Here is a 25,445-nt window from a genome sequence, read left to right on the forward strand (position 1 = left end):
TACAAAGCCTTGATGATTTTGGGTCGCCGAACGCGAAGGTCCCTCCAGGTCAGCCTCTCACTGACCGACCGTTTCCGCAACGGCGACCCCAAAACCACTCCCGCATCTCAAAGACATCCCCTTTCATGGGCCACCGCGTGCCTGCGCTTGCGCGTTCCTGTTGCGCTGGCCCACGCCCTGCCCTACATCGCAGCCATGACTGACACACTCCATATCATCGGCGGCGGCATGGCCGGTTCCGAAGCCGCATGGCAGGCCGCAAATGCGGGCATCCCTGTCGTGCTCCACGAAATGCGCCCCGAGGTCGGCACCTTTGCCCACCAGACCGGCAATCTGGCCGAGATGGTTTGCTCCAACTCGTTCCGCTCTGACGACAGTGAACAAAACGCTGTTGGTCTGTTGCATTGGGAAATGCGCGAAGCGAACGGGTTGATTATGGCCACGGCGGACAAACACCGCCTGCCTGCGGGGGGCGCTTTGGCCGTCGACCGCGACCACTTTGCCCAAGCGGTGACTGAGACGCTGCTGGCGCACCCCAACATCACCGTCGAATACGGCGAGATCACCGCCCTGCCCACCGATGGTACATGGATCGTCGCAACAGGCCCGCTGACCTCGGGCACACTGGCTCAATCCATTGCCGAAAGCACGGGTGCCGACGCTTTGGCGTTCTTCGATGCTATTGCGCCAATCGTCTATGCCGACAGTGTCGATATGAATGTCGCGTGGATGCAGTCACGCTATGACAAGGGCGAGACCGAAGAAGAGCGCACCGCCTACCTGAACTGCCCGATGACCAAAGACGAGTACGAAGCCTTCATCGACGCGCTGCTCGCCGCCGATAAGACCGAGTTTCGCGAAGGCGAGACGGCGGGCTATTTCGACGGCTGCCTGCCGATTGAAGTGATGGCCGAACGCGGCCGCGAAACACTGCGCTTTGGCCCGATGAAGCCGGTTGGCCTGACCAATACCCACCAGCCTGACATCAAGGCCTATGCCGTGGTGCAGTTGCGGCGCGATAATAAACTTGCCACGCTTTACAACATCGTCGGCTTCCAGACCAAGATGAAGTACGGCGCGCAAACCGATGTATTCAAAATGATTCCCGGCTTGCAGGACGCCAGCTTTGCCCGTTTGGGCGGCATCCATCGCAACAGTTTTATCAACTCTCCCACCTTGCTGGATGGCCAGATGCGTCTGCGCACGGCCCCGCATATCCGCTTTGCCGGACAGATCACTGGCGTCGAAGGGTATGTCGAATCTGCGGCGATGGGACTGCTTGCAGGCCGTCTGGCTGCCGCCGAACTTAAAGGTGAAAGCCTTGAAACGCCTCCCGATACCACCGCGACCGGCGCGCTGATCACCCATATCTCCGGCGGTGCAGACGCCAAGACCTTCCAGCCGATGAACGTGAACTTCGGGCTGTTCCCGCCGGTTGACGGGCTGAAGGCAGGGCGACGCGGACGCAAGGACCGCTACAAGGCTTATACCGACCGGGCCAAGTCCGATTGGCAGGGGTGGTTGCAAAGTTAACGCTGGACGGTACGGGTAATCGTTCGTACCTTTCCCACATGAGCGAGACATTTCTAGACAAGGTTTATACCGCCCGTGACGCCGCCGCGACGCGCGAGCTTTATGACGACTGGGCACAGACTTACGAGGCCGAAGTCGGTGAGCAAGGTTATGCCACGCCAGACAGATGTGCCGCAGCACTTGCCGAATTTCTCACAGACAAATCTGCCCCGATCCTCGATTTTGGCTGTGGCACGGGGCTGTCTGGCCACGCGCTCCACGGCGCGGGGTTCGAGGCCATTGACGGTGCCGATATCTCGGCTGAAATGCTGGCGCAGGCCAATGATCACGGCATTTACCGGACCCTGCATCATATCGAGCCCGATGGCGATTTGCCCACCACCACAGGTGGCTATATCGCGATTGCAGCGATTGGCGTGCTAGGCCCCGGTGCCGCGCCAGTTTCGCTTTTTGACACCCTGATGCACAGCCTCCATGCTGGCGGCCTCGTTGTCTTTTCCTTCAACGACGCGGCCTTGGCCGAAAAGTCTAATGAGGGGCGCATCAACGAGTGGGTCGACAGCGGAGCGGCCAGCTTGCTGTTTCGCGAATATGGCGAACATATGCCGGGCCTCGATATTAAGTCTACTGTCTATGTGATTGAAAAGAAGTGACCTTCACAACTAGGTTTGCGCCGTCCCCCACAGGGCCGCTGCACCTGGGCCATGCCTATAGTGCGCTTTTGGCGCATGACATGGCGAAAGCTGCTGGCGGGACATTTCTGCTCCGGATCGAAGACACGGATACGAGCCGCGCCCGCCCCGAATGGGAGGCGCAGATCTATGATGATCTGGCTTGGCTGGGGCTGGACTGGCCCCGGCCCGTGCTGCGCCAATCTGACCATCTGGGCCGCTATAACGAGGTTCTGATGACATTGGCTGACCGCGGTCTGGTCTACCCGTGCTCCTGCCGGCGCAGCGACATCCGCGCAGCTCTTTCTGCGCCGCAAGAGGGTGTGCAAGCACTCGCGGTCTATCCAGGCACCTGTCGTCACCGCGATATGGCCAGCCGCCAGCCGGGCGATGCCCTGCGCCTGAACCTAGCGACAGCACTTGCCAGCCTAGAGAACAATGCGAACCTCGGATTCGAGGAGACCGGCCCCGAACATTGCGGACACCAATCAATAGACGCCAGACTGCTTCTGACCACCGTCGGGGATGCGGTGCTGGGCCGCAAAGAGATCGAGACCGTATCATACGTGCTGGCAGCCGTGGTTGACGACGCCGCGCAGCAGATCACCCATGTGGTTCGCGGCGCTGATCTGTTCGAGACGACCGCCCTGCAGGTCTTGCTCCAGCGTCTCCTTAGCCTGCCGACACCGCTATACCACCACCACCGCCTGATCCGCGACGAGGCGGGCAAGCGATTGGCCAAACGCGATGACGCACGCGCGATTTCTACCTATCGAAGCGAAGGCCGCTCACCCCAAGATATTCGCGCTTTAACAGGACTGTAGCCCAGAGGTTCAATCAGCAACCGGCTGCATCAACTCGTGCTCTTGGCCATCACGCACTGCCGTGTAAAAGCAGCTTTGTCGACCTGTGTGACAGGCGGGCCCGGTCTGGCGGACTTTCACCAGCAAGCAGTCTCGGTCACAATCCAGACGAAAATCCACCAACTCCTGAACGTGCCCGCTGGTTGCGCCTTTGATCCAGAATGCCTGACGCGAGCGGCTCCAATAGGTCACATTGCCAGTCTCTAATGTCTTGGTGATGCTGGCGGCATTCATCCACGCCAGCATCAGAACCTCGCCAGTTTCAGCGTCCTGCGCGATGGCGGGGATCAGGCCTGCGTCATTAAAAAGCAAGGTTGTCGGGTCAAAAGTCATTGAAACACGTCCTCAAAAGTTTTGCATCTCACGTCAGCCGCTTTATGTAGGCGTTGAAGCGTAAAGGAAACAGCGATGTCCGGCGATAACGATCTCATCAAGCTCTACTCGGCGCGGATACTGGCGCTCGCCGCAGACATTCCGCACCTGACCCGGCTGGAGCATCCGCAAGCCACTGTCAAACGGCGCTCACCGCTTTGCGGTTCGACTGTCACCGTAGATGTGATTGTCGAGGACGGACGCCTAGCCGCCTTTGGCCAGGATGTTAAAGCCTGCGCATTGGGACAAGCGGCAGCAGCGATCGTCGGCCACGCGGCGCATGATGCCAGTTTTGATCAGGTCAAAACTGCGCGTGACCAGTTGCTGCAGATGTTAAAGAGCGACGGTCCGGTGCCGGATGCGCCCTTTGACGGATTTGAAGTTCTTCAGCCCGCTGTCGCCTACAAAAACCGTCATGCCTCGATCATGCTAAGCATTGAAGCCACCGTTGAGGCGATGCAGCACGCAATGGCCCCGGAAAGCATCGACAACGCCTGACCGGCAGGGCTCACACTCGAGATTTTTAACAAAAAAACGCCGCACGCCCGAAACGGACGCGCGGCGCAAGAGAGCGTTACTCATGTGGGACGCGGTTTAACCTGCGGGGCGAACCCCGAAGCCGACGTGGGACAGGCAGTGCCTATCGGCTGCATCAAGTTGGGACGGATGCTTCAGGAAAACCGGCATGAGAGCCGCAGGCAGAATTCAAACAAGTCCAGGAAGATGTAGACCGATAACGAGCATCATAACGAGAGCCGCCGCACCTGCCGCATCTTGCAGCAAAGTATGCTGAGACCGAGATGCGATGGACTTGATCATTTTGAGCGTTGTCATGTCGTTCCTCCGTTCTTGTTGCCTCTTTGTTCTCACGTGGCGGACCACATGTAAAGAACTTTATGAGAACACTTGCGAACAAAAAGGTCAGAAAGTCGCTAACCTACTGAAATTAAACGGATTGCCTCATCTTGACGCATAAGCCAAAGCAGTACCCTTGCCGCCTGCCCCCGCTTGGAGGTTAAATCGGGGTCATCGCTCAGTAATTTACGCGCATCTGTTTGTGCCACAGCCATCAGCGCGGCCTGCCTCTCCAGATCGGCCACGCGAAAAACCGGCATCCCTGATTGCGCCGTGCCGATCAAATCACCGGTGCCGCGCATTTTCAGATCCATCTCGGCGATCACAAATCCGTCCTCGCTCTCGCGCAGCACCTCAAGCCGCTGGCGTCCGGTCTCGCTCATCGGTGACTGGTACATCAACAGACAGGTCGAGGCACCCTGACCGCGCCCGACCCGCCCGCGCAACTGATGGAGCTGTGCCAGACCGAAAGTTTCGGCCCGTTCGACCACCATGATCGTCGCATTTGGCACATCCACGCCAACTTCGATGACTGTTGTCGCCACCAACACTTGCGTCTCGCCCACTTGAAAAGCCTGCATTGCGGCGTCTTTCTCGGCGGGCGGCAACTGCCCATGGACCAGCCCGACCGCCTTCTCGCCCAAGATCGCCCGCAGACGTTTGAATCGGTCCTCGGCGGCGATCAGATCACTGGTTTCGCTTTCCTCGACCAAAGGGCAGACCCAATAGCACTGCTGCCCCGCCGCGATCGCGGCGCGCAGCCGTTCGATGACCTCTTCCAGCCGTTCCGTGCTGACCAATGCGGTCTTGATTGGCTGGCGACCGGGTGGTTTCTCATCTAAAATTGATACGTCCATATCGCCATATTGCGCCAGCGCCAGACTGCGCGGAATCGGGGTCGCGGTCATCACCAACACGTCGGCCTGCTGGCCCTTGCGGCCCAGCTCAAGGCGTTGGCGTACGCCAAAGCGGTGCTGCTCGTCCACCACTGCCAAGCGCAGATCGGCAAAGGCGACATCGGCCTGAAACACCGCGTGCGTGCCAACCAGAACCTGAATATCTCCGCGTTCCAGTGCCGCAAGCTTGGCCCGCCGCTCGGCCCCCTTGTCGCGCCCGGTTAGCACCTCCAGCACCACGCCTGCTTGCTCTGCCAGCGGTTTCAGTCCAGCCAGATGTTGACGCGCCAGAATTTCCGTGGGCGCCATCAGCACCCCCTGACCGCCCGCCTCCACCGCGCAAAGCAGCGCCATAAAGGCGACCAGCGTCTTGCCTGCGCCCACATCGCCCTGCAAAAGACGGTTCATCCGGCGTGGGCTGGCCATATCCTGAGTGATTTCGGCGATAGTGCGGGTTTGCGCGGCGGTTGGGTCATAGGGCAAAGCATCGAGTACCGCCTTGCGCTTGTGGCCGTCTCCAATGCTCGGGCGGCCTTTCTTGGTGCGGCGCTTGGCCCGCGCCAAGGCCAGCGTCATCTGATGTGCAAAAAACTCGTCATAGGCCAATCTCTCCCGCGCAGGGGCGACGGCGGCCAGATCGGTTGGCGAGGTCGGCGCGTGCGCAGCCTCCGTTGCGGCGTTGAAATCGGGCCAGCCAGACTGCGCCTTTTGCGCGGGGTCAATCCACTCCTCCAACGGCGGGGTGCGCTTGAGCGCTGCACGGGTGGCTTTAAACATCAACTTTTGGGTGATGCCGGACGTCAGTGGATAAACCGGCTCGAACAGCGGAATATCGTCGACATCGCCTTCATCAACGGCGAAATCCGGGTGCACCATCTGCGCCAGCCCGTCAAACACCTCCACTCGCCCCGAGACCACACAGCGCGACCCGGGCGGCAAAAGGCGCAGCAGGTAATCGCCACGGGCATGGAAATACACCAGTTGGAAGCTGCTCACCGCGTCTTCGACGTGGATGCGGTAGGCGCCCCCCTTCGATTGCGCAGGCCGGTGCGCCCCGATGGTCACCGCAACGGTCACGGTCGCAGGTAAAGGAACGCCCTCAAGGCTTTCGCGGCGGGTCCGGTCGATGCCTGAATAGGGCAAGGTAAACAACAGATCGCGTGGCGCTTGGACCCCGAGATGCGGCAATAGCTGCGCCGTCTTGGGGCCAACGCCCTCAAGCGTCTCCAATCCGGCAAACAGCGGAAAAAGCTTCTCTGGCCTGCCGCTCATGCGTCGCCGATGAGGCTAAGCCAGCCATCCTCGTCCAACGTCATGATGCCAAGATCAGTGGCCTTCTTGGCCTTTGACCCGGCCCTAGGCCCCGCGACCAAAATATCGGTCTTCGCGCTGACCGAGCCTGCGACCTTGGCGCCCAACCGTTCGGCGCGGGCCTTTGCCTCGGCGCGGGTCATTTTTTCGAGCGCTCCGGTAAAGACGACCGTTTTGCCCGCCACTGGGCTGCCGGAGGTATCGGCCCGCTCTGCCGCAACCACGCTCAGCTGCGCCGCGAGGCGATCAATCGAGGCGCGCTCACGCGGCTGCGCAAAGGTCGTGGCCAGCGATCCGGCCATAACCGTGCCGACGCCGTCGACCCCGATCAGCCCTTCCCACGCGGGACCTTCTTGCGGGCCTGCTGCTGTCATCGCAGCCTCGAATTCCTCCCAAGTGCTATAATGAAGGGCGAGCAGGTTCGAAGCCGCCTCACCGACATGGCGGATACCGAGCGAAAATATGAGCCGCCCGAGCGGAATTTCGCGTTTCTCCTCAATAGCTTCGAACAGCTTGGTGGCCGATTTCTCACCCCAGCCTTCGCGGTTTTTCAGCTGCTGCATGCCTTGGCCGTACCGTTCCCGTAGGGTGAATATATCCGCAGGCTCTGCGATCCACCCGTTCGAGAAAAATTGTTCCACCTGCTTGGCGCCCAAACCTTCAATGTCAAACGCCGCCCGGCTGACGAAGTGTCTGAGCTTTTCAACCGCTTGCGCTGGACAGATCAGCCCGCCTGTACACCGCCGCACTGCATCGCCCGGTTCGCGCACGGCATCGCTGCCACATTCGGGACATTTATCGGGGAATTCATAGGGTTCTGCCGAAGGAGGGCGCTGATCGAGATCGACATCCGCGACTTTGGGAATCACATCGCCCGCGCGGTAGACCTGCACCCAATCGCCGATGCGTATATCTTTGCCGTCGCGCAGCGTGTTGCCCTTGCTATCGAGCCCCTTGATGTAATCCTCGTTGTGCAGGGTCGCATTGGACACGACCACCCCGCCCACCGTCACCGGCTGCAAGCGCGCAACAGGCGACAGCGCACCGGTCCGGCCCACTTGGATATCAATCGTTTCCAGACGGGTCCACGCCAGTTCCGCCGCAAATTTATGCGCCATGGCCCAGCGGGGTGTGGTCGAGCGGAACCCGAGCCGTTCTTGCAAAGCCAGATCGTCCACCTTGTAAACCACGCCGTCGATATCATAGCCCAAAGTGGCGCGTTTCTGTTCAATCTTGGTATATTGGGCCAGCATTTGCTCTGGCCCATCGCAAAGCTCGGTAAGCGGATTGGTCTGAAATCCCATTGCGGCCAATCGGTTGATCGCCGCCCTCTGTGTCGGCGCCAATGGCGTTGATAATGCCCCCCAAGCATAGGCAAAAAACTTTAACGGTCTGGCGCGGGTGATTGCGGGATCAAGCTGGCGAAGTGATCCGGCAGCAGCGTTGCGCGGATTGGCGAATGCCTTGCCTGCCGCCGCTGCCTGCCGCTCGTTCAGCGCCTGAAAGTCGGCGTGGCTCATGTAGACCTCGCCGCGCACCTCAAGAATGTCGGGGGCATCTGTGATACGGGTAGGGATATCCCCTATGGTCCGTGCATTTTCAGTGACGTTCTCGCCAACAGCCCCGTCACCACGGGTCGCGGCCTGAACCAGTTGCCCCTGCTCGTATCGCAGCGACAGCGACAGCCCGTCAATCTTCGGCTCAGCCGTATAGTGGAGCGCGGCATCTGCTGCTAACCCAAGGTACCGCCGCACCCTGCCGTCAAATTCCACCACATCTTCGTCGGCAAAGGCATTTGAGAGCGATAGCATCGGCACTGCATGGGCAACTTTGGAGAACCCTTCCGCAGGGGCGGCACCTACTTGATCAGAAGGGCTGTCGGGACGTTTAAGGGATGGAAACCGGACTTCGATCGCAGCGTTTCTGCGTTTGGCTGCATCATAGGTTGCGTCATCAATCTCCGGCGCATCCTCACCGTGATAAGCGGTATTTGCCGCATTCAGAATTTCAGCCAACCGCGAAAGCTCTTCGGCGGCCTGCGCGGTAGTAAGCGCTTTAATTGCGATGTCGGACGTCAAAGGACCTGCCCCCGATTGGTGTCACCTAGGCTGACTAGATAGGTGGCGACGCAGGGCAGGTCCAGAATGAAACCAGTGTTCTAGCCGGATACCGGCGGAGGCTCAGGCGATTTCAGCTATCGGAATGGCAACAGGATCGGGATCGCGCAGCACATAGCCGCGTCCCCAAACCGTTTCGATATGATTGTTGCCACCGGTGGCCTCGCTCAGTTTCTTGCGTAATTTACAGATAAAAACATCAATAATTTTCAGTTCCGGTTCGTCCATGCCGCCGTACAGGTGGTTCAGGAACATCTCTTTGGTCAGGGTCGTCCCTTTACGCAGGCTCAAAAGCTCCAGCATCTGGTACTCTTTGCCAGTCAGATGCACGGCCTGGCTGTCAACGCTGACTGTCTTGGCGTCAAGGTTCACCGAAATCTGGCCGGTATCGATCACAGACTGTGAATGCCCCTTGGAGCGGCGGATGATCGCGTGAATACGCGCCACCAATTCCTCGCGATGAAACGGCTTGGTGAGATAATCGTCTGCACCAAAGCCAAAGCCCTTGATCTTGTTCTCGGTATCATCTGCCCCGGACAGGATCAGGATCGGCGTTGAAATCCGCGCGAGCCGTAGTTGGCGCAAGACCTCGTGACCATTCATATCGGGCAGATCAAGGTCGAGAAGGATCAAATCGTAATCGTATAATTTAGCCAGATCGATACCTTCCTCGCCTAAATCCGTCGCATAGACGTTTAGGTTCGCATGGGTCAGCATTAATTCTATGCTTCGAGAGGTAGTAGGGTCATCTTCTACAAGCAGCACTCGCATTCGGTTCTCCGCATCACTGTTTTCATTAATCAGGATCGTGAACAATAAAGGTTAATCACTCGTTACCGATGTGAAAAACTTAACAAAACAACTTAGGGTTGTCTATACTTTTGTAGTAAAGTCGCCTTTAATGCCTGCTCGCCGTGATCGCTCACAGCCCTAACCCATTCCATGAACTCCTCTTCGCTGATTTGATACCTCTCCAACGCCTCGCGCTGGGTTATCAACCCATAGACCACAGCGCGCACAACGGCGGCTTTGCGCGACGCGACCCATCTGCGGGTTCGCACGTCTGGCAAATCCGCACGGGTCATGATAGTGCCATCCGCCAAGGTTACGGATCGTGGTCCGTCGACTTTTTTCAGATACATGATCTTTTCCGCATTTATGCCCTTTGAATGTGGCCGATGGTCTTTAACGCAACGTGAACCCTACCCTTGTGAGTAATTAGGATTTTCCTATATTTCTTCCTAGCGCTCCGGAGACAGCCATGCCGCTCGACGATACCCACCCGCTCAATTCCCTCGGCTTTGCCAAAGCCCCCGCCGACACCCGCGTCGTGGTGGCGATGTCAGGTGGCGTCGACAGTTCCGTGGTCGCCGCGATGCTGGCCGAAGAAGGCTATGATGTGATCGGTGTCACGCTGCAGCTCTACGATCATGGCGCGGCGCTCGCCAAGAAGGGCGCCTGTTGCGCAGGGATCGATATCCACGATGCACGGCGCGTCGCGGAATCGATGGGATTTCCGCACTATGTTCTTGATTACGAAAACGTTTTCAAAGACGCGGTCATCGATGAATTCGCCGACAGTTACCTCGCTGGTGCCACACCTGTGCCCTGCATCCGCTGCAACGAAAGGGTCAAATTCAAGGACCTGCTCGAGACCGCGCGCGATCTTGAGGCCGACTGCATGGCCACTGGCCACTACATCCAGCGCAAGATGGGCGACAACGGTCCCGAGCTTCACGCCGCCGCCGATGCCAACCGCGATCAAAGCTATTTCCTGTTCTCGACCACGCCCGATCAACTGGCCTATTTGCGCTTCCCGCTGGGGCATTTGCCCTCCAAGGACGCCACCCGCGCACTGGCTGCCAAATACAATCTCAGCGTTGCAATGAAGCCCGACAGTCAAGATATATGCTTTGTGCCGAACGGCGACTACGCCAGTGTGATCCGCAAGCTGCGACCCGAGGCCGCTGATCCCGGTGATATCGTCGATGTTGATGGCACTGTACTGGCCCGACACGAAGGCATCATCCACTATACCATTGGCCAGCGCCGCGGTCTCGGGATCGGTGGCTTGGCCGACCCGCTTTATGTGGTGAAACTCGACGCCGACAAACGTCAGGTCATTGTCGGCCCGAAGACCATGTTGGCCACCCGCCGCATCCCCGTGCGTGAGATCAATTGGCTGGGCGACGCCCCGATGATGTCGCAAAAGGAATGGCCTGTCGCCGTGCGCGTCCGCTCGACCCGCCCTCCGCGCGACGCCATCCTGCGACCGATTTCGGACACCGAGGCCGAGGTCGAACTCCTCACCGCCGAGGAAGGCATCTCCCCCGGACAGGCTTGCGTGTTCTACGACCCCGACAGCAGCCGGATTTTCGGCGGCGGCTGGATTCACAAAGGCTAAGCTTTTTGGAGCCAAAAATGTCCTGCGGGAGTGTGAGGGGGAAAAGCCCCCTCATCTGCACTTCAAACCGAGCTCAGCGCATCAAAGCCGCGCCATAACCGCCCGTGCCGCCCGCATACCTGGCGCCTCGCCGCCCTGACCCAGGCGCTGCATGGTCAAGGCCATTGCGGCCTGCTGCTCTTCGGGTTTTGCCAGAACCTGCGTCAGCCCTGCCGCAATCCGGTCGGGTGTACATTCCGGCCCCAAAAACTCCGGCACAACGCGACTGTTAGACACAATATTAACCAACGTGACCGTATCAATCAGCGCCATCATCCGGATCAGCCGGAAGCTTAGCCAATGCATCCGATAGGCAATCACCATCGGCGTTCCATTGGCCGCGAGCTCCAGCGACACTGTTCCCGACGCCGCCAAAGCCACATCTGCCGCCCGAAAGGCCGCCCGTTTCATCGCTGCGGCATCCGGCGCGCTTGGGTCCAACAGCAGCGGTGCTCCGGACCAATCGCGCGTCATGTCGCGCACCAGCGGCGCCACCGCGGCGGCAACAGGCACCACAACCCGAACATCGGGGCGTTGTGCGCAAAACTTTTTCAAAGCTTCACCAAAAACCCCAGCAAGCTTGCTCACCTCGCCGCGCCGCGAGCCGGGCAAGACCAAGGCGATCGGGCTGTCGCCCAGATCAAACCGCGTCCGGAATGCCTGCACCTCCTCCTGCGTTGCAATCGACTCAGCCACAACCGGATGCCCGACGAAGTCGCAGTCCATGCCTGCGGCCTCCATCAAAGGTGGCTCAAAAGGAAACAACGCCAGCACCTGATCAATCCAGCGGGCCATCTTTTGCGCGCGCCCGGGGCGCCAAGCCCATACTGTCGGCGCGACGTAATGCACCGTGCGGATGGCGGAGCGTTCTTTCACCAACCGCGCCACCCGCAGTGAAAAATCGGGGCTGTCGATGGTGATGAGCACATCTGGTGCTAACTCCACCACCGCCTGTGCCGTCTGCGCAATCCGCGCTTTCAACTGGCGATATTTCGGCAAAACCTCTGCAATGCCCATGACGCTCAGTTCTGACATGTCAAACCGGCTGACCAGCCCCTGCGCCGCCATATCGGGGCCGCCAATCCCTTCAAAACTCACATCGGGGTCCAGCGCCTTGAGGCCCGCCATCAATGCCCCGCCCAAGCGGTCACCCGAGGGCTCGCCTGCGAGGATAAACACCCGCGTCATGCGCTGGTCCGCGCCCAGATCACCAAGCCCGCCGCATCGGCAATCGCACGGCATTTCTGCGGCTCGAGCATCAAGACCTCGCCCGCATCCACCACAATCCCGACCAATCCGGCGTTGATTGCATTGCGCACAGTATCGGGGCCAATGGTGGGCAAATCGACGAGGCGACTTTGATCGGGCTTGGGACCTTTGAACAAGATCGCCCGTGTGCCTGCCAGCGCCGCAGCTTCACGCGACATCAGCGCATCGGTGCCAGTACTGTCTTCCATGCCGCGCACTTCACCGCCCGCCACCACACAGGCCTGACCGATATCGCGCGGGCCCATCAGCGCAATATGCGCCGCACCGACATCCGCATCGGCCCGCATCTGCGCGTCGGGCTGTACGACCGTTAAAATGCCGTCACGGATCAATAAGTCCGGCGCCAGATCATGGGCAGCGCGTAGCGCGAAGCCCCGCGTTTCGAACAGATCAAGGATCACCCGCAGGGCACCGTCATCACCTTTCTGCAGGGCCGCCAACATCATCGGCACCAAAGGCGCCGTAAGGGCATCGAGTTTTGATGGATCAAGCTGGGGACGTGCCAAGGCACCCGCAAAGCAGACCTCCGTGACGCCCTGCTCCGATAACGCCTGCAAAAGCGATCCCAAGGTCTCAAGCCGGAAGGTCAGGTCGGGCTGTAGCCCGTCCGGCGCACAGCCTTCAAATACGCAAACCAAGGGCCGCACGTTCAAAGCCGCGACAATCGCCGCAGGCAATGCACCATTTCCGGCAATCAGCGCCAGCGTCATTTTGGGGTGAGAAAGTGCCGGCCCGTGTCAGCCAGCACGAAATCCACAATCTGGCGCACATAGGAGCTGGTGGTCTCGTCGCCCAAACGCTTTGCGCGGTCATGGAACGTGCCCTCGCCCTGCGCCAGCATCTGAAACGCTGCCCGCAGCGCCGTGATATCAGCCCGCGCGACACCGCCACGCTTGAGCCCGACAAGGTTCAACCCGTCAAGATCCCCGCGCGGCGCCTGCACAAGCCCGTAGGGAATTACATCGTTGGTCACCATCGTGACCGCGCCGATAATCGCACCCTGCCCGATCCGCACCCATTGGTGGATGCCCGAAAGCCCGCCAATGATCACATCGTCCTCGATGATACAGTGGCCCGCCACGGCGGCGCTGTTCACCACGATAACGCGGTTCCCGATAATGGCGTCATGGGCAATATGCGCCCCCGCCATGAACAACCCGTCGTCACCCACACGGGTCACGCCGCCGCCACCTTCGGTGCCGCAGTTCATCGTGACATGCTCGCGGATGCGGTTGCGCTTGCCAATCTCCAGACGGCTGGCCTCGCCTTTGAACTTAAGGTCCTGCGGGATTTCACCGATCACGGCGAAGGAAAAGATTACCGTGCCTGCCCCGACGCGGGTCTGTCCCGTCACCACCACATGGCTTTTCAACACCACATCGGCCTCAAGCACGACATCGGCCCCGACCAGACAAAACGGGCCGACCTGCGCGGACGGGTCAATCTGCGCGCCGTCTTCGATCACGGCCGAAGCGTGGATATTGCTCATTTGGGCAGGTCCACATAGGCCATGAAGTCGGCCTCGGCAGCCATTTCGCCCTCGACCGTGGCTACCCCGTTAAAGCGCCAGATCTTGCCGCCAGGTTTGCCGCGTAGGGTTTTTACATCCATCCGCAGTACATCGCCGGGGATCACTTTGCGGCGGAACTTACAGTTGTCGATCGACATGAAATAAATCAGCAGATCTTTGTCGATGATATCCAGTGACACGCCCAACATAACGCCGGAAGTCTGCGCCATCGCCTCGACAATGGTCACCCCCGGCATGATCGGCGTACCGGGAAAATGGCCCTGAAAATGCGGTTCGTTCATCGTCACGTTCTTATAGCCGACAGCCGATGTCGTGCCGTCGATTTCCTCAACCTTGTCTACCAACAAAAACGGATAGCGGTGGGGCAGAATGCGCTGAATCAATTGGATGTCGGCGCGTTTAATGTCTTGGCTCATGAGTTGTCCTTAGCTGCAAGGTCTTGCAAGTGGCTATCAATTTAGCCCCTTCGGGGCAAGTCTCACGGTTTGGATGTGCCGCTGGCGGGTGGCTCTTTGCCCGTGCCGAGCTTTTCATCCAGCAAGGAAATGGCTTCATCCGTGATCTCAATCGCGGTGATGCTGACCCAGACCTGACGACGCTCCAGAATAACCACCGCACCGGCCTCGCGCATTAACTGCTCCAGCACAGGCGCGGCGGCAGCCAGAAAACCTTCGCGCTCGCGGGATTGCTGTTCGTCTAAAGCCCGCAGCTTGGCATCCTGTTCGGTGCGGATTTTTTGCACCTTCTCGTCAAAGGCATCGGCAAGCTTGCGAAAATCTTCAGGTGCCAATGTCGCGCGTTTCTGGGTCAACTTCAACTCTTCGGCTTCGAGATCGGCCTCAACCCGCCGGTTTTCAGCCTCAAGCTCGCCCACCAAAACGGAGACATCTTGCCGGACCCGTTGGCCGTAAGCGCTTTCCGAGAACAATCTGTCGGAGTTAATTGTCAAGACCGGAGTCTGGAACTCGCCACGCTCGGACGCCCCAAGAACCTGCTGGCCCTGATCTTCGGCCAGCGCCGGCGCGGCCCCTGTCAGGGTCATCGCCAGCGCTGCCATCGCAAACCGTAAGGTCATCACATCAGAACGTCGTGCGCAGGGTAACTTCGAAGTTCTGGTCCTGATCGTAGTCCTCTTTCTTCAAAGCTTGCGAGAAGTTGAACTGTAAAGGACCAACAGGGGTTTCCCAGAACACGGAGAGACCAACTACATGGCGGAACGAACCGGATTCGCCCACAACACTGCCGCTAGCACTGGCTGTGTCGACGTTGTTCAAACCCCAGACGTTGCCGACATCGTAAAACGCGCCGCCAGTGAGCCCGTATTCCTCTGGCAGTCCAAGTGGGAATTCCGCGTCAAACCGCGCCACGAGGTAATAGTTGCCCCCGAGCGGATCATCGATGTCACCCGACAATTCGCGCGGGCCGATGCCGCCGAATTCAAAGCCACGCATAACCGAGGAGCCAAGAAGAAAACGGTCGACAGTCCGGCTGTTGCCATTGCCCCATGACAGGGCCCCGCCCTCCAGAGTGGCCCGCAAGGTTACCTCTTCGTTGAAGATCAACCGCTCGGCCACAACCTTGGCCGTGGTTTTTATATACTCGCTATCGCCGCCCACTCCGGCAAAGTCCTGACCGAACTCGAACAATACGCCTGATGTCGGGTCGAGCCCTGTCAGACGGGTATCATAGCGATAGGTGTACCCCAGCGACGAGGAGGTAACCGCGCCCTGATCAATCTCGCTCTGGATGATGCCGCCGTTGGTCTGTGCCGCCGGATCGGCAACAATGTCATCGGTCTCGACCATTTCGAGGTCTTGATAGGTATAGCGCACCTGCACCCGACCATTTTCGCTCACCGGAAAGCTCAGGCTCGGCAAGGCAATCAAACGCTTGGTGTCATATGAGGCGTAGGAGCTGTCAGTCTCGGCGTAATCGAGCTGAATCCCGAAGGACAGATCGCGGCCCAATAGGCTTGGCTCGACAAAGTTAAGACCATAGCGGTTCGCTTCAGAGGCCGTGGAAACAGTCAACTGCAGCTTCTGGCCTCGCCCGAGGAAATTCTCCTCCGCAAAGCTGATCGCAACCCCGATCCCGTCATTGTTGGAAAAAGACCCCCCGAAGTTCAACGAACCGGTCGGTTTTTCCTCAACATCAACGTCAATCACCACCTGCTCACCGCTGGAGCCTTCGCGGGCATTTACTTCTGCGGTCTCGAAATAGTTGAGCGCGCGAATACGTTCAGCAGCAGCGCGGATTTCGCGCGGATTGAAGGGATCACCCTCAACGCTGTCGAACTGGCGTCGGATCACCTGATCAAGCGTTGTGGTATTGCCTTCGATATCAATGCGTTCGACGAAAATACGCTCGCCACGGCTGATCACATAGGTCACGTCAAGGGTCAGGTCGCGCTCGTTGCGCTCCACCCGTGGTTCGACGCGCATGAAATCAACGCCATCGCGGATCGCCTGACGTTCCAAACGCGCGATATCGTTTTCCACAACTGTTGGTGAATAGACGACACCGGGGCGAATTTTGATGATCTCGCGGTAGGCATCCGCGCTGACCTCGGGCATCTCCGAGACAACACTTACCTTGCCGAACTTGAACTGCTGACCTTCGGTGATGTTATAGGCCACGAAATACCCGTCCCGCTCGCGGGTCAGCTCTGCGTTCACCGCTTCGGTGCGCATATCGACATAGCCGCGGGACAGATAGAAATCGCGCAACATCTGCTTGTCAGCCTCAACGCGGCCCTCGACAAAAGTATCGCGCTTGACCAGACGGCGGAACAGACCCGCCTGCTTGGTCCCCAGCACGCGGCGCAGACGACGGTCGGAATAGACGCGGTTGCCCACAAGGCTGATGCGCTCGATCTCGATGTTGTCGCCTTCAAAGATTTCGAACACCAGATCGACACGGTTTTGGTCACGCCGGATAATGCGGGGCTGGACCCGTGCGGACAGACGACCATCATTACTATAGGCCTCGGCAATGCCCGCGGCATCTTTCTCGGCTTGCGCAGGATTAAAGACCTTACGCTCTGTCGACCCGATGACCTGAGCGAGAACCTCGTCCTTGATCCGCTTATTGCCCTCAAAGCGGACACGGTTCAGGGTCGGGAGTTCGACCACGTCAATAACCAAGGTATCGCCTTGCGGGGTAATCGAAACGGTCTCGAACAGGCCCGAACCTTGCAAGTTCTGATAGGCGTCATTTAGCTGGCCGCCGGTGACGGTCTGGCCGCCCCTGATTTTGGCTCTTGCCAAAATCGCGCTATCGCCGACGCGCTCGTTGCCATTGATGACGACGGTGCTGAAACGGTAATCTTGCGCCGCGACCTGCGTGGCGGGCGCCACCCATGCGACCGACACAAGAGCGCAAACCGCACTGCCCTGCAGCAGCTTCACGAGTGTTTTGCTTGTTGCCCGATTTCGGCGCGTTGCGCCTGTGGTCCTCAGTCCCATGGTTCAAACCCAATCTTAAGACATCATTGAAAACCTGACTACGCAGGTTATCGAGCTTTGTCAAAAGCAACGGGCACAAAAAACACTATATTATGCTGGGTGTTTCACCAATGAAACATCATGGTGTGGACGGCACAGCGAAAATCGCCGGAAAGCCGCCTACGCGATCGTGCAATCAAAGGGAGCCGACAAAAGCGCCAGCGGCCAATGCGAATGCAATCGTCGCCACATAAAGCGCACGATCCCAGTTCAGCTGCATCAACAGGCTAAGACCACGGTATGAACTTTGAATCGTTTGCATTTGATCGCTCCTGGCGTTGATCTGAACAAGCTATCAAACGATTGGGGCGTTATTTGGACAGATTAAGGCCAAATTATGACTTTGCTAAAATAATACCGCCCCGAGGTTGATCGGGGCGGTATAACTGTGTCGTGGTCGCCTACTGCTGAGCAGATTACGGGCAGAAAATATCGTTCCACAGGGCGAACATCATCAGCGTCAGTATCAGCCCCATGCCGATCGCCATCAACATCCGCGCTGCCCAATCATTTGGCGGCCTGCGAACCACTGCCTCATAGGCGTAAAACACCAGATGCCCGCCATCCAGCGCGGGAATGGGAAAGAGGTTGAGCAAGCCAACAGCCGTTGAAAGCACGGCAATAAACTCGATGAACGGCAGCGCACCCTGACTGGCCACCGCTCCTGAAACCTGGGCAATTCCGATCGGACCAGACATATTACAGGTACTGATTGCGCCCGAAATCATATGCATCAAGCCGGACAGCGAGTTGGTAATGATCTGCCAAACGCCGCGAACGCCGGAATTGAGTGCCTCAACAACACCGCGGGATTCCGTCACCGGCTCAAAGGCCACGCCGCTGGCGATGCCGATGCGCAGGGTCTTGATGAAAGTGCCGTCGGCCTGCTGTTCGTCAGTGACTTTAGCGGCAAAGGTGAATTTCTCTGTCTCGCCATCGCGCCAGACGTCCAGCACCAAGGGCTCCCCTTCCGAGGCTTCGACCACCGTCTTCAGCTGGTTAAAGCTGTTGATCGGCGTGCCTTCGACAGCGGTGATCACATCGCCGCGTTTCAGACCAGCCTCATCAGCTGCCGAAGTCGGCATGACCCGCCCGATCAAAGGAGGTGCATAATTAGGACCTGTCACGACCATCTGCGTGCCATCCCGCTCGATCTTATAGTCGATCAAGGCGGTGTCGGGCAGATTGGCGACCAGACTGGTTGCGGTTTCGGAGCTCGCCGCATCCGAGACATCAACGCCGCTGATTTCCAGCACCACGTCACCTTGGCGCAGTTCATATTCGGCAGTGGGAAGCGGTACAATACTGCCCACGGTCAAAGGGGCACGTGGCACGCCGATAAACAACGCGAGGCTGAAAAACACGATCATCGACAGCGCGAAATTGAATGCAGGCCCTGCGGCCACGGTCAATGCACGGGCCCAAAGCGGCGCGCCATGCATGGTGTGGCGCAGCTTTTGCGGGTCATGTGCCAAGGCTTCAATGGCCGCTTCGTCCTTGCCGGAGGCCGCATTGGCATCACCCGCAAACTTGACGTAGCCGCCAAAGGGCAAGGCCGCGATCTGCCAGCGGGTGCCGCGTTTGTCCACACCGCTCCACAACACCGGCCCGAACCCCAGCGAAAAGACATCGGCCTTAATTCCCGTCCAGCGCCCGACGATGTAATGGCCGTATTCGTGGATCGCGACAATCACCGACAGAGCGATGACAAAGGCCAGTACTGTCCAGATCAGCCCGCCGAATTGCGGAAGTAGTGCCATAATATCCAAAACGTTATCCTGCCCTTTTTTCTATTGCGGCTTTTGCCGCCTGCCGTGCCTGATGATCGACTTGCGCGACGTTATCAAGGGACATGGTGGCATCAATAAGGCCACTTCTGCGTGACATTTCAGTGAGCGTATCCTCGACCACATCGGCCATTCGGGTAAAGCCGATGGTGCCGGCGATGAACCCGTCGAGCGCGGTTTCCTTTGCGGCATTGAACACCGCACCCGATAATCCGCCCGTCGCCATGACTTCGCGCGCCAGCCGCAATGCAGGCAAGCGTGCGACATCAGGGGCGCTAAATTCAAGCTGGCCAATGGCTGCCAGATCAAGCCGCTCAACCGGCAGCGGGGCGCGTACCGGATGGTGCAGCGCATAGCCGATGGCATGGCGCATGTCCGGTGGGCCGACATGGGCCATCAGCCCGCCGTCAACAAAACCCACCAACGCGTGCACCAAAGATTGCGGATGAATTAAAACTTCGATCTGTTCGGGATCGACACGAAAAAACTCACGAGTTTCAATGACTTCCATCGCCTTGTTAAACAGCGAAGCTGAATCGATGGTGATACGCTGGCCCATATCCCAATTGGGATGGGCCGAGGCCTGCGCCAGCGTTGCATCTTTTAGTGCCTCAAGTGGCCAATCGCGAAACGCGCCGCCGCTGGCGGTGATGATGATCCGCTCGACTGTGGCGATATCTTCGCCAGCCAGCGCCTGAAAGATAGCAGAATGTTCGCTATCGACGGGCAAAATACGTGCCCCTGTTCGCTGCGCTGTCTCCAGCATCAAGGCTCCGGCACAGACCAGCGATTCCTTGTTGGCCAAGGCCAGCGTCTTGGTATGGCTTAAGGCAGCCAATCCCGGCGCCAACCCCGCCGCCCCTACGATCGCGGACATGATCCAATCGGTCGGGCGGCAAGCCGCTTCGGTGATCGCATTGGCGCCGGCAGCGGCTTCGACGCCACTCCCCTGCAGGGCGGCGCGCAAGTCCTCCAGCCGGTCCTCATGCGCGGTCACGGCGATCTGCGCGCCCACGGCTTTTGCATCTGCCGCCAGCTGCGCGATATTGCCCGCCCCCGTCAGCGCCACCACGTCATAGCCAGCGGGCGCACGGCGGATCAGATCAAGTGTGTTTTGCCCGATGGAGCCTGTGGCGCCAAGGATACTTACGCGTCGTTGTGCCAAGAACCTAGCCCAACCCGGGCGGGAAACCGACCAGCGGGCCGACGATCAACAAGAACACCGAGGCGCCGAGCATCCCGTCAAACCGGTCGAGCACGCCGCCATGGCCAGGAATAAGCGTCGAGCTGTCCTTTACGCCAAACCGCCGCTTCAGGCCGGATTCAGCCATATCGCCCATCTGCGAGGCCATCGAGACCGCGATGGAGATTCCAATCAACTGCAAACCAACGCCCGAATTGATCGAGAACAGCAGACCAACCAGCGCCGCTGCGACCCAGCCGGATGCCGTACCGGACCACGTCTTTTTAGGACTGACCTTGGGCCAGAACTTGGGGCCGCCCAACGCACGACCGGCGAAATATCCGACCACATCGGTCATCACCACAACACCAACCAGCCACATCAGCCAGCTAAATCCCAGATCATCGCGTACCTGCACCATGCCAAAGCCTGCGAGAATGATCATCACGGTAAAGGTCATGAAAACAGTGCGGTGATGCGCAAGTTGGCCAAAGCCGATCAGCGCCGGTGCCAGCAACAAAGGCAGTGCAAATCCGACCGGCAGATAGAAGCTCGCCAGCAGCGCCCCACCCGCCAAAGCCCCCATTTGCAACTGGGTATGACGCACGCCCGGAGCCAGAATGCCAACCAGCTCCCAGACCATCAAGCCACAGATTATCGCGACAAGAACATGCCAAACCACGCCGCCGATCCAGATGCCCAGCAGCGCCACAACCACCATCGCGGCACCAGAGGCCATCCGCGCCGAAAGGTCGGACCATTGTTCGGGAGATTTCGCCATACCTTCAGCCTCCTCAGCCAGTTACCGCGCCAAAACGCCGGTCGCGCACGCCATAGGCAGCACATAGCCTGCCAAATTCTTCTTTCGAGAAGTCGGGCCATAACGTGTCGATAAATTCGTACTCGGCGTAGGCCGATTGCCACAGCAGAAAGTTAGAAATCCGCGCCTCGCCACTGGTGCGGATCACCAGATCAGGATCTGGTAAAACGCAGGTATCCAAATACTTTGGCAGGGTTTCTTCATCTACTTTTGCAGGATCAAGTTTGCCGTCCGCCACATCCTGCGCCAACCGCTGTGTGGCGCGGGCCACTTCATCACGGCCACCGTAGTTGAGCGCGATGGTCAGATGCACCCGCGTATTATGCGAGGTCGCCTCTTCAAGCTCTGACATCAGCCGGATCAGTTTCGCATCCAGCCGTACCCGGTCTCCGATAAACCGCACCCTGACGCCAAATTCCGACAGGCTGCGGGTTTCTTTGGAGATGTAGCGCCGGAACAGGCTCATCAGCCCTGCGACCTCAACCTGCGTACGCTTCCAGTTTTCGGTCGAAAACGCAAAGATCGTCAGATATTCGACGCCGAAGTCCGGACATGCCTCGACCACTTCGCGCACGCGCTTGGCACCCGCATGGTGGCCAAAAAGCCGAGGCCGCCCCCGTTGCGTGGCCCAACGCCCATTGCCATCCATGATAATCGCCACATGACGCGGCCCATTTGGAACGGGCTGTGGTGTGGGGCTGGCTACGCTTTTCATCGGCTGGCTTTCAATTCTTGTCCCCGAAGGCAACACGCCAACCGAGCCTCCGAGGCAATGCACGCGCAGGGCCGAAGCCCCCCGCGCTGATGCCGTCAGACATGCATGATTTCGCCTTGCTTGGTCTCAAGCGTTTCGTCGATCTGGGCGATGAAACGGTTGGTGATGTCCTGCACTTCACCTTCCCAGATCTTCTGATCGTCTTCAGACATTTGGCCATCATTTTTGGCCTTTTTAATCTGATCCATGCCGTCGCGGCGGATGTTGCGGATGCTGACGCGGGCGTGTTCGGCGTATTGGCCCGCAACCTTGGTCAACTGGGTGCGGCGCTCTTCGTTCAGCTCGGGGATCGGCAGCATGATAATCGTGCCATTCAGCTGCGGGTTAATGCCCAGACCGCTTTCACGGATAGCCTTTTCGACCTTACCGACCAGACCTTTGTCCCAGACGTTGATGGTAACCATGCGTGGTTCGGGCACGTTCACGGTGCCGACCTGATTGATCGGCGTTTTCTGCCCGTAGGCATCGACCATCACCGGCTCCAGCATGGACGCCGAGGCGCGGCCTGTGCGCAGCGAGGCAAATTCAGTGCGCAAGGAGGCAATAGCGCCGCCCATACGCCGTTCCAGATCGTCGGTATCGAGCATGAATTCTTCTGACATGGGGTCTCCGGCAGTTCGTCATTTTGATTTTTGTCGCCCCGATATAACGCCAAGGCAGGGGCAATGTATAGCCATGGCCCGCCCGCGTCACCGCCGCTTTCGCAAGGCACGATATGGAACGCTGGCGGGACAGGTACGGGATCAACCGATGGCAGGGGTGCCTAGCCCTGCACCCGCGTATATGTGCCCTGACCGGCAAGAATGCCTTTGAACCCGCCCGGCTCGTCCAGCGAGAAGACGATGATCGGCAGATTGTTATCGCGCGCCAGAGCAATGGCGCTCGCATCCATCACGCCCAGACGCTTTTGCAGCACATCGTCATAGCTGACGGTGTCATAGCGCTTGGCATCGTCAAATTTATTCGGGTCTTTGTCGTACACGCCATCAACCTTCGTGCCTTTGAAAATCGCCTCACAGGACATCTCGTTGGCGCGCAGGGTGGCTGCGGTATCGGTGGTAAAATAGGGGTTACCGGTGCCTGCCGCAAAAATGCAGACGCGCTTTTTCTCAAGGTGGCGCACGGCACGGCGGCGGATATAGGGCTCGGCCACCTCGTTCATGGTGATGGCGCTGATCACGCGGGTGTGGATGCCAAGCGCCTCCAGCGAAGACTGCATCGCCAGCGCGTTCATCACCGTGGCCAGCATCCCCATATAGTCAGCCGTGGTCCGCTCCATCCCTTGGGCCGAGCCTTGCAGCCCGCGGAAAATATTGCCGCCACCAATGACCATACAGATCTCGACACCCAACGAATGCACAGATTGCACCTCGCGGGCGATCCGTTCAACCGTGGGTGGATGCAGGCCAAAACCCTGATCTCCCATCAGCGCCTCGCCGGAAATTTTCAGCATGACGCGTTTGAAGGTGACTTGGGGGGCGCTGTCCGACATGTTTTTACCTTTGGGTTTTCATTTTGGGGCAAACTGTCGCAAATGGGGCCAATTATCAATCCATCGCTGACGCTCAAGGACAGAAATGCCTGCTAAAAAAGCCCATACCGACCTGATCAGCATGATATCGCCCAATCAACACGTGCTGATCGCGGGGCCGACGGCCTCAGGGAAGTCGGCGCTGGCGCTGGAAGTTGCCGAAGCGCAGGGCGGTGTGATCGTGAATGCCGATGCCAGTCAGGTCTATGATTGCTGGCGTCTGTTGACCGCGCGTCCTTCGGAGGCAGAGAGCGCCCGCGCCCCGCACAAGCTCTATGGTCATGTCGCCGCGACCGATCTTTATTCCACCGGCCATTGGCTACGCGAAGTCACGAAACTGCTCGACGAAGGTCAGCGGTGCATCGTGACGGGCGGCACCGGCCTTTACTTCACCGCGCTGACCAAAGGCTTAGCCGAAATTCCTGCCACCCCTGCAGAGGTACGCGTGCAGGGCAACACCTTCTCGCTGGAGGAGCTGCTGGCGGGCGTGGACGCGGAAACGCAATCGCGCATCGACACGCGCAACCCCGCGCGGGTGCAACGCGCATGGGAAGTGCAGCAGGCAACGGGGCGCGGCTTGGCCGCGTGGCAGGATGATACCGCGCCACCCGCCCTGCCCCTCAGCGCCGCATTCCCGATCGTGTTCGATGTAGACAAAGTCCATTTGAACGACCGCATCGCGCAGCGCTTTGATCTTATGCTCGACGCAGGTGCTCTGGCGGAGGTGGCAGCCGTACGGCCAGACTATGACCCTGACTTGCCCGCGCACCGCGCCATCGGCGTGCCAGAGTTGATGGCCCACCTCGAAGGCCGGCTCAGCCTTGAAGAAGCACGCATGGCTGCCGTGATCGCGACACGGCAATTCGCCAAGCGCCAACGCACGTGGATGCGCAGTAAAATGTCCGACTGGCATAAGGTAATGCCTGATTAACTATTACCATAATTCGACTTTACGTATCATCTTCTCTGTGTAAATCTGACGCTATCTTTCACAATAGCGACATCCTATGACGCATGCGCCGTCGCCAAACATCGCTGTGCAAACCTTGGCGCAACTTAGCGGCGGGCAAGACTGGCGGCTGACACTGGCCCATGATCGGCCCGTGCATCTGCTTATCTGGGTCGTGCGCGGCCAAGGGCGGGTTCTGCTCGACGGGCAGCGGCGCGGTTTGGGCACACACAACGCGCTCTGGATCCCCGCGGGTTCGCTTTTTGCGCTGGATCTTGGGCGGCAGAGCATGGGCCAATCGGTGTCGATCCCCGTCGACAGCCCGCTGCGCCTGCCAGAAATCCCCCGCCAGCTCCGCATCCGGGATGTGCATGTGCAATCGGAGCTCTCCTCGATCATCGAAACCGCGCAACGCGAGCAATCCTCGAACCGGCCGCTGCGGCAAGATGCGCTGGAGGCCTATTCGGCGTTAATGTCGGTCTGGCTGCGCCGCCAGATCGCTTTGGACGAACATATCCCTGACAAACGCAATGCCGCCGCCCGCCTCTCTGCTGCGTTCTGCGCGATGGTGACTGAAAGGTATCGCAGCGGTGCGACAATGGCGGAATATGCTGCCTATTTGGGGATCACCCCCACCCACCTGACTCGCGCGGTCAAAGCAGCAACGGGAAAAACGGCGGCGGATATGCTGACCGAGCGGATTTTATTCGAAGCCCGCGCCCTATTGGTGCAGACCCGCGAGCCTGCCTGTGACATCGCACGGCACCTCGGATTCGGGTCAGCGGCCTATTTCACCCGCTTTATCCAGCACCATACCGGCAAACCGCCCAGTAAACTCCGTGGTTGAATCCAACGTTTACGGCAGACCGATGTCGTTTTTTGACCGGTGCTATGTCGTAAATATTACATCAAACGGCGGAACATGACATTGACCTGATGCGATGCTTCATGCCTGATGGGAAAACCAAACGCTGATCGAACCTTACGTTTTGCGCGTTTCTATCACCGCGAGAAAGCGTCGGTTCGGGCAGATGAA

Annotated in this window: 26 protein-coding genes; 7 read left to right on the forward strand and 19 right to left on the reverse strand. The window is 59.0% G+C overall.

Translation table 11 applies throughout. The annotated features are described in order from the left end of the window. Positions 1-195 precede the first annotated feature (195 nt). Genes trmFO through gluQRS form a run of 3 tightly spaced genes read left to right on the forward strand, consistent with a single transcriptional unit; the run spans position 196 to position 3,028 of the window. On the forward strand, positions 196-1,533 hold the full coding sequence (trmFO, locus tag BM174_RS03960; protein ID WP_093922626.1) for a methylenetetrahydrofolate--tRNA-(uracil(54)-C(5))-methyltransferase (FADH(2)-oxidizing) TrmFO: 1,338 nt from the start codon (positions 196-198) through the stop codon (positions 1,531-1,533). A gap of 38 nt (positions 1,534-1,571) precedes the next feature. Continuing rightward, positions 1,572-2,186: a class I SAM-dependent DNA methyltransferase gene (locus BM174_RS03965; RefSeq protein ID WP_093922525.1), complete on the forward strand. Its 615-nt coding sequence runs from the start codon at positions 1,572-1,574 to the stop codon at positions 2,184-2,186. Continuing rightward, positions 2,183-3,028: a tRNA glutamyl-Q(34) synthetase GluQRS gene (gene gluQRS, locus BM174_RS03970; protein WP_093922526.1), complete on the forward strand. Its 846-nt coding sequence runs from the start codon at positions 2,183-2,185 to the stop codon at positions 3,026-3,028. Before BM174_RS03965 ends, gluQRS begins: the two co-directional genes overlap by 4 nt. Before the next feature lie 9 nt (positions 3,029-3,037). On the opposite strand, the gene hisI is transcribed toward gluQRS, so the two are convergent. Further along, the gene (gene hisI, locus BM174_RS03975; protein ID WP_093922527.1) at positions 3,038-3,400 is read right to left on the reverse strand and encodes a phosphoribosyl-AMP cyclohydrolase; all 363 of its coding nucleotides are present in this window, start codon (positions 3,398-3,400) and stop codon (positions 3,038-3,040) included. Positions 3,401-3,475: 75 nt separating this feature from the next. Here hisI and BM174_RS03980 point away from each other — a divergent pair, with 75 nt between their 5' ends. Further along, positions 3,476-3,937: an iron-sulfur cluster assembly scaffold protein gene (locus tag BM174_RS03980; protein ID WP_093922528.1), complete on the forward strand. Its 462-nt coding sequence runs from the start codon at positions 3,476-3,478 to the stop codon at positions 3,935-3,937. Positions 3,938-4,144: 207 nt separating this feature from the next. Here the strand turns inward: BM174_RS03980 and BM174_RS21550 are convergent, their stop codons facing one another. The 5 genes from BM174_RS21550 to sciP form a co-directional block, all read right to left on the reverse strand. Then, a complete protein-coding gene (locus BM174_RS21550) occupies positions 4,145-4,273 on the reverse strand; it encodes a hypothetical protein (protein ID WP_281244830.1) in 129 nt (42 codons plus the stop codon). 98 nt (positions 4,274-4,371) lie between these two features. Then, a complete protein-coding gene (recG, locus tag BM174_RS03985) occupies positions 4,372-6,462 on the reverse strand; it encodes an ATP-dependent DNA helicase RecG (protein ID WP_093922529.1) in 2,091 nt (696 codons plus the stop codon). After that, the gene (gene ligA, locus BM174_RS03990) at positions 6,459-8,579 is read right to left on the reverse strand and encodes an NAD-dependent DNA ligase LigA (RefSeq protein ID WP_093922530.1); all 2,121 of its coding nucleotides are present in this window, start codon (positions 8,577-8,579) and stop codon (positions 6,459-6,461) included. The genes recG and ligA overlap by 4 nt, the downstream gene beginning before the upstream one ends. A gap of 102 nt (positions 8,580-8,681) precedes the next feature. Then, positions 8,682-9,389, reverse strand: coding sequence for a response regulator transcription factor CtrA (ctrA, locus tag BM174_RS03995; RefSeq protein ID WP_093922531.1), 708 nt, complete (start codon positions 9,387-9,389; stop codon positions 8,682-8,684). A 92-nt stretch (positions 9,390-9,481) separates the two neighbouring features. Continuing rightward, positions 9,482-9,760: a CtrA inhibitor SciP gene (gene sciP / locus BM174_RS04000; RefSeq protein WP_093922532.1), complete on the reverse strand. Its 279-nt coding sequence runs from the start codon at positions 9,758-9,760 to the stop codon at positions 9,482-9,484. A gap of 119 nt (positions 9,761-9,879) precedes the next feature. Here sciP and mnmA point away from each other — a divergent pair, with 119 nt between their 5' ends. After that, positions 9,880-11,022, forward strand: coding sequence for a tRNA 2-thiouridine(34) synthase MnmA (gene mnmA / locus BM174_RS04005; RefSeq protein WP_093922533.1), 1,143 nt, complete (start codon positions 9,880-9,882; stop codon positions 11,020-11,022). 81 nt (positions 11,023-11,103) lie between these two features. On the opposite strand, the gene lpxB is transcribed toward mnmA, so the two are convergent. The 13 genes from lpxB to pyrH form a co-directional block, all read right to left on the reverse strand. Beyond that, positions 11,104-12,249: a lipid-A-disaccharide synthase gene (gene lpxB / locus BM174_RS04010; RefSeq protein ID WP_093922534.1), complete on the reverse strand. Its 1,146-nt coding sequence runs from the start codon at positions 12,247-12,249 to the stop codon at positions 11,104-11,106. Continuing rightward, complete coding sequence (locus BM174_RS04015; RefSeq protein WP_093922535.1) at positions 12,246-13,040, reverse strand: LpxI family protein; 795 nt, start codon at positions 13,038-13,040, stop codon at positions 12,246-12,248. The genes lpxB and BM174_RS04015 overlap by 4 nt, the downstream gene beginning before the upstream one ends. Continuing rightward, complete coding sequence (lpxA, locus tag BM174_RS04020; protein ID WP_093922536.1) at positions 13,037-13,819, reverse strand: acyl-ACP--UDP-N-acetylglucosamine O-acyltransferase; 783 nt, start codon at positions 13,817-13,819, stop codon at positions 13,037-13,039. The genes BM174_RS04015 and lpxA overlap by 4 nt, the downstream gene beginning before the upstream one ends. After that, the gene (gene fabZ, locus BM174_RS04025; protein ID WP_093922537.1) at positions 13,816-14,277 is read right to left on the reverse strand and encodes a 3-hydroxyacyl-ACP dehydratase FabZ; all 462 of its coding nucleotides are present in this window, start codon (positions 14,275-14,277) and stop codon (positions 13,816-13,818) included. The genes lpxA and fabZ overlap by 4 nt, the downstream gene beginning before the upstream one ends. Positions 14,278-14,339: 62 nt before the next feature. After that, the gene (locus tag BM174_RS04030; protein ID WP_245766259.1) at positions 14,340-14,936 is read right to left on the reverse strand and encodes an OmpH/Skp family outer membrane protein; all 597 of its coding nucleotides are present in this window, start codon (positions 14,934-14,936) and stop codon (positions 14,340-14,342) included. A gap of 4 nt (positions 14,937-14,940) precedes the next feature. Beyond that, positions 14,941-17,325, reverse strand: a complete 2,385-nt coding sequence (gene bamA, locus BM174_RS04035; protein ID WP_093922538.1) for an outer membrane protein assembly factor BamA — start codon at positions 17,323-17,325, stop codon at positions 14,941-14,943. A 175-nt stretch (positions 17,326-17,500) separates the two neighbouring features. After that, complete coding sequence (locus BM174_RS21555; RefSeq protein ID WP_273456225.1) at positions 17,501-17,626, reverse strand: hypothetical protein; 126 nt, start codon at positions 17,624-17,626, stop codon at positions 17,501-17,503. 154 nt (positions 17,627-17,780) lie between these two features. After that, positions 17,781-19,133: an RIP metalloprotease RseP gene (rseP, locus tag BM174_RS04040; RefSeq protein ID WP_093922539.1), complete on the reverse strand. Its 1,353-nt coding sequence runs from the start codon at positions 19,131-19,133 to the stop codon at positions 17,781-17,783. 4 nt (positions 19,134-19,137) lie between these two features. Beyond that, positions 19,138-20,316, reverse strand: coding sequence for a 1-deoxy-D-xylulose-5-phosphate reductoisomerase (gene dxr / locus BM174_RS04045; RefSeq protein WP_093922540.1), 1,179 nt, complete (start codon positions 20,314-20,316; stop codon positions 19,138-19,140). A 4-nt stretch (positions 20,317-20,320) separates the two neighbouring features. After that, entirely contained in the window at positions 20,321-21,115 is a 795-nt protein-coding gene (locus BM174_RS04050; RefSeq protein ID WP_093922541.1) for a phosphatidate cytidylyltransferase, read from the reverse strand. 13 nt (positions 21,116-21,128) lie between these two features. Next, positions 21,129-21,869: a polyprenyl diphosphate synthase gene (gene uppS, locus BM174_RS04055; protein ID WP_093922542.1), complete on the reverse strand. Its 741-nt coding sequence runs from the start codon at positions 21,867-21,869 to the stop codon at positions 21,129-21,131. Between the two features lie 95 nt (positions 21,870-21,964). Continuing rightward, the gene (gene frr / locus BM174_RS04060) at positions 21,965-22,531 is read right to left on the reverse strand and encodes a ribosome recycling factor (protein ID WP_093922543.1); all 567 of its coding nucleotides are present in this window, start codon (positions 22,529-22,531) and stop codon (positions 21,965-21,967) included. Between the two features lie 161 nt (positions 22,532-22,692). Further along, positions 22,693-23,421, reverse strand: coding sequence for a UMP kinase (pyrH, locus tag BM174_RS04065; RefSeq protein ID WP_093922544.1), 729 nt, complete (start codon positions 23,419-23,421; stop codon positions 22,693-22,695). Positions 23,422-23,506: 85 nt separating this feature from the next. On the opposite strand from pyrH, the gene miaA reads away from it, so the two are divergent. Together miaA and BM174_RS04075 are read left to right on the forward strand one after the other, a co-directional pair. After that, on the forward strand, positions 23,507-24,391 hold the full coding sequence (miaA, locus tag BM174_RS04070; RefSeq protein ID WP_093922545.1) for a tRNA (adenosine(37)-N6)-dimethylallyltransferase MiaA: 885 nt from the start codon (positions 23,507-23,509) through the stop codon (positions 24,389-24,391). Positions 24,392-24,467: 76 nt separating this feature from the next. Then, entirely contained in the window at positions 24,468-25,256 is a 789-nt protein-coding gene (locus BM174_RS04075; protein WP_093922546.1) for a helix-turn-helix domain-containing protein, read from the forward strand. Positions 25,257-25,445: the final 189 nt, after the last annotated feature.

The organism is Sulfitobacter brevis, assembly GCF_900112755.1.
GTDB classification, from domain to species: domain Bacteria; phylum Pseudomonadota; class Alphaproteobacteria; order Rhodobacterales; family Rhodobacteraceae; genus Sulfitobacter; species Sulfitobacter brevis.

What these genes read in the sequence shown, in the direction of transcription:
- trmFO (WP_093922626.1), top strand. Translation starts at nt 196, where the DNA reads ATGACTGACACACTCCATATCATCGGCGGCGGCATGGCCGGTTCCGAA.
- BM174_RS03965 (WP_093922525.1), top strand. Translation starts at nt 1,572, where the DNA reads ATGAGCGAGACATTTCTAGACAAGGTTTATACCGCCCGTGACGCCGCC.
- hisI (WP_093922527.1), bottom strand. Translation starts at nt 3,400, where the DNA reads ATGACTTTTGACCCGACAACCTTGCTTTTTAATGACGCAGGCCTGATC.
- BM174_RS03980 (WP_093922528.1), top strand. Translation starts at nt 3,476, where the DNA reads ATGTCCGGCGATAACGATCTCATCAAGCTCTACTCGGCGCGGATACTG.
- BM174_RS21550 (WP_281244830.1), bottom strand. Translation starts at nt 4,273, where the DNA reads ATGACAACGCTCAAAATGATCAAGTCCATCGCATCTCGGTCTCAGCAT.
- recG (WP_093922529.1), bottom strand. Translation starts at nt 6,462, where the DNA reads ATGAGCGGCAGGCCAGAGAAGCTTTTTCCGCTGTTTGCCGGATTGGAG.
- ctrA (WP_093922531.1), bottom strand. Translation starts at nt 9,389, where the DNA reads ATGCGAGTGCTGCTTGTAGAAGATGACCCTACTACCTCTCGAAGCATA.
- sciP (WP_093922532.1), bottom strand. Translation starts at nt 9,760, where the DNA reads ATGTATCTGAAAAAAGTCGACGGACCACGATCCGTAACCTTGGCGGAT.
- mnmA (WP_093922533.1), top strand. Translation starts at nt 9,880, where the DNA reads ATGCCGCTCGACGATACCCACCCGCTCAATTCCCTCGGCTTTGCCAAA.
- lpxB (WP_093922534.1), bottom strand. Translation starts at nt 12,249, where the DNA reads ATGACGCGGGTGTTTATCCTCGCAGGCGAGCCCTCGGGTGACCGCTTG.
- BM174_RS04015 (WP_093922535.1), bottom strand. Translation starts at nt 13,040, where the DNA reads ATGACGCTGGCGCTGATTGCCGGAAATGGTGCATTGCCTGCGGCGATT.
- lpxA (WP_093922536.1), bottom strand. Translation starts at nt 13,819, where the DNA reads ATGAGCAATATCCACGCTTCGGCCGTGATCGAAGACGGCGCGCAGATT.
- fabZ (WP_093922537.1), bottom strand. Translation starts at nt 14,277, where the DNA reads ATGAGCCAAGACATTAAACGCGCCGACATCCAATTGATTCAGCGCATT.
- BM174_RS04030 (WP_245766259.1), bottom strand. Translation starts at nt 14,936, where the DNA reads ATGACCTTACGGTTTGCGATGGCAGCGCTGGCGATGACCCTGACAGGG.
- bamA (WP_093922538.1), bottom strand. Translation starts at nt 17,325, where the DNA reads ATGGGACTGAGGACCACAGGCGCAACGCGCCGAAATCGGGCAACAAGC.
- BM174_RS21555 (WP_273456225.1), bottom strand. Translation starts at nt 17,626, where the DNA reads ATGCAAACGATTCAAAGTTCATACCGTGGTCTTAGCCTGTTGATGCAG.
- BM174_RS04050 (WP_093922541.1), bottom strand. Translation starts at nt 21,115, where the DNA reads ATGGCGAAATCTCCCGAACAATGGTCCGACCTTTCGGCGCGGATGGCC.
- uppS (WP_093922542.1), bottom strand. Translation starts at nt 21,869, where the DNA reads ATGAAAAGCGTAGCCAGCCCCACACCACAGCCCGTTCCAAATGGGCCG.
- frr (WP_093922543.1), bottom strand. Translation starts at nt 22,531, where the DNA reads ATGTCAGAAGAATTCATGCTCGATACCGACGATCTGGAACGGCGTATG.
- pyrH (WP_093922544.1), bottom strand. Translation starts at nt 23,421, where the DNA reads ATGTCGGACAGCGCCCCCCAAGTCACCTTCAAACGCGTCATGCTGAAA.
- miaA (WP_093922545.1), top strand. Translation starts at nt 23,507, where the DNA reads ATGCCTGCTAAAAAAGCCCATACCGACCTGATCAGCATGATATCGCCC.
- BM174_RS04075 (WP_093922546.1), top strand. Translation starts at nt 24,468, where the DNA reads ATGACGCATGCGCCGTCGCCAAACATCGCTGTGCAAACCTTGGCGCAA.